The sequence below is a fragment of the Mesorhizobium sp. M2C.T.Ca.TU.002.02.1.1 genome, assembly GCF_003997225.1.
The window spans coordinates 1-1,586 of the sequence record NZ_RZTO01001109.1; the positions used below are offsets into that span (position 1 = coordinate 1).

The 1,586-nt window shown below is 66.1% G+C and carries 2 protein-coding genes; both read left to right on the top strand.

Translation table 11 applies throughout. The annotated features are described in order from the left end of the window. Positions 1–1,011 (top strand): NAD-binding protein (locus EOD07_RS33825; protein WP_206519644.1); only part of this gene is annotated, 1,011 nt, incomplete at its 5' end. A gap of 10 nt (positions 1,012–1,021) precedes the next feature. Continuing rightward, the gene (locus EOD07_RS33830) at positions 1,022–1,570 is read left to right on the top strand and encodes a DUF924 family protein (protein ID WP_127238299.1); all 549 of its coding nucleotides are present in this window, start codon (positions 1,022–1,024) and stop codon (positions 1,568–1,570) included. Positions 1,571–1,586: the final 16 nt, after the last annotated feature.

Here is a 1,586-nt window from a genome sequence, read left to right on the forward strand (position 1 = left end):
CTGCTCGGCCTGTTCTTCCTCGCCGTCGGCATGTCGCTCGACCTCGGCGTCGTCGCCCAGAACTGGCGGCTGGTCGCCATCTATGTCGTCGCCTACATGGTCATGAAGGCGATCGGCATCTACGCCGTCGCGCGCATCCTGAAGAGCGGCCACCGCGAGGCCCTCGAACGCGCCGTCTTCATGGCGCAAGGCGGCGAGTTCGCCTTCGTGCTCTATTCGTCAGCCGCCGCGGTCGGCATCATCGACGGCCAGGCCAACGCCACGCTGACCGCCATCGTCATCATCTCGATGGTGCTGACGCCCTTGGCGATCATAGCGCTGCGGTACCTCACCCCGCGCGACGAGCAGTCGCTCGACGGCGTCGACATCGCCGAGGGCCTCACCGGCAGCGTGCTGATCATCGGCTTCGGCCGCTTCGGCCAGATCGCCAGCCAGCCGTTGCTGCTGCGCGGGCTGGATGTCTCGATCATCGACAACGAGGTGGAGATGATCCAGGCGGCCGCCGATTTCGGCTTCAAGGTCTATTACGGCGACGGCACCAGGCTCGATATCCTGCATGCGGCCGGCGCGGGCCGGGCGCGCGCGGTTCTGATCTGCGTCGACAAGCCGGACGCGGCGGTGCGCATCGCCCAGCTGATCAAGGCCGAATTCCCTTTGGTCACCATTCTGGCGCGCGCCTTCGATCGCGGCACGGCGCTGCAGCTCATAAGAGCCGGCGTCGACTACCAATTGCGTGAAACCTTCGAATCGGCGCTCGTCTTCGGCGGCTCGGCGCTGGAGGCGCTGGGTGTCGATCCGGAGGAAGTCGCCGAGGTCATCGAGGACGTGCGCCGCCGCGACACCGCCCGCTTCGAAACCCAGCTTGCCGAGGGCATCCGCGCCGGCCAGCGTTTCCTCAAGGGCAATATCGGCACGCCGATCCCGACGCCGCTCACCCAGCCGCGACGCGCCGGCCGGGCGCTGAACCAGGAGACCGCCGTCGTGCTGAACCAGGCAGAAACAAAGAACTGAAGGACAAGGCATGGCAGAACTCGATCCGCGAGCGCTTTCGGTCACCAAATTCTGGCGCGATGCCGGCGAGGACGCCTGGTTCGAGAAGAGCGACGCCTTCGACGCGGATTTCCGCAATCGGTTCCTGGAGTTGCATTACGCCGCCGCGCGGCGCGAATGCGACGACTGGAGCGCACATGCCGAAGGCTCGCTGGCGCTGATGATCCTTCTCGATCAGTTCCCGCGCAACTGCTTCCGCGGCAGCGGCCACATGTACGCGACCGACCCGCTCGCCCGGTACTTCGCCGACAGGGCGATCGCCGCCGGTCAGGACCTGGAACTGGACGAGCAGCTTCGCGTCTTCCTCTATTTGCCCTTCGAGCATTCCGAATCGCTGGCGGACCAGCAACGGTCGGTCGAGCTGACGGCCGCCAGGGCGCCCGACTATCTGAAATACGCCGAGGAGCACCTGGAGATCGTCCAACGCTTCGGACGCTTCCCGCACCGCAACTTGATGCTTGGCCGCGCGACGACCGCCGAGGAACAAGCTTTCCTGGACGGCGGCGGTTTTTCCGGCTGACCAGCCGGCTTTACCC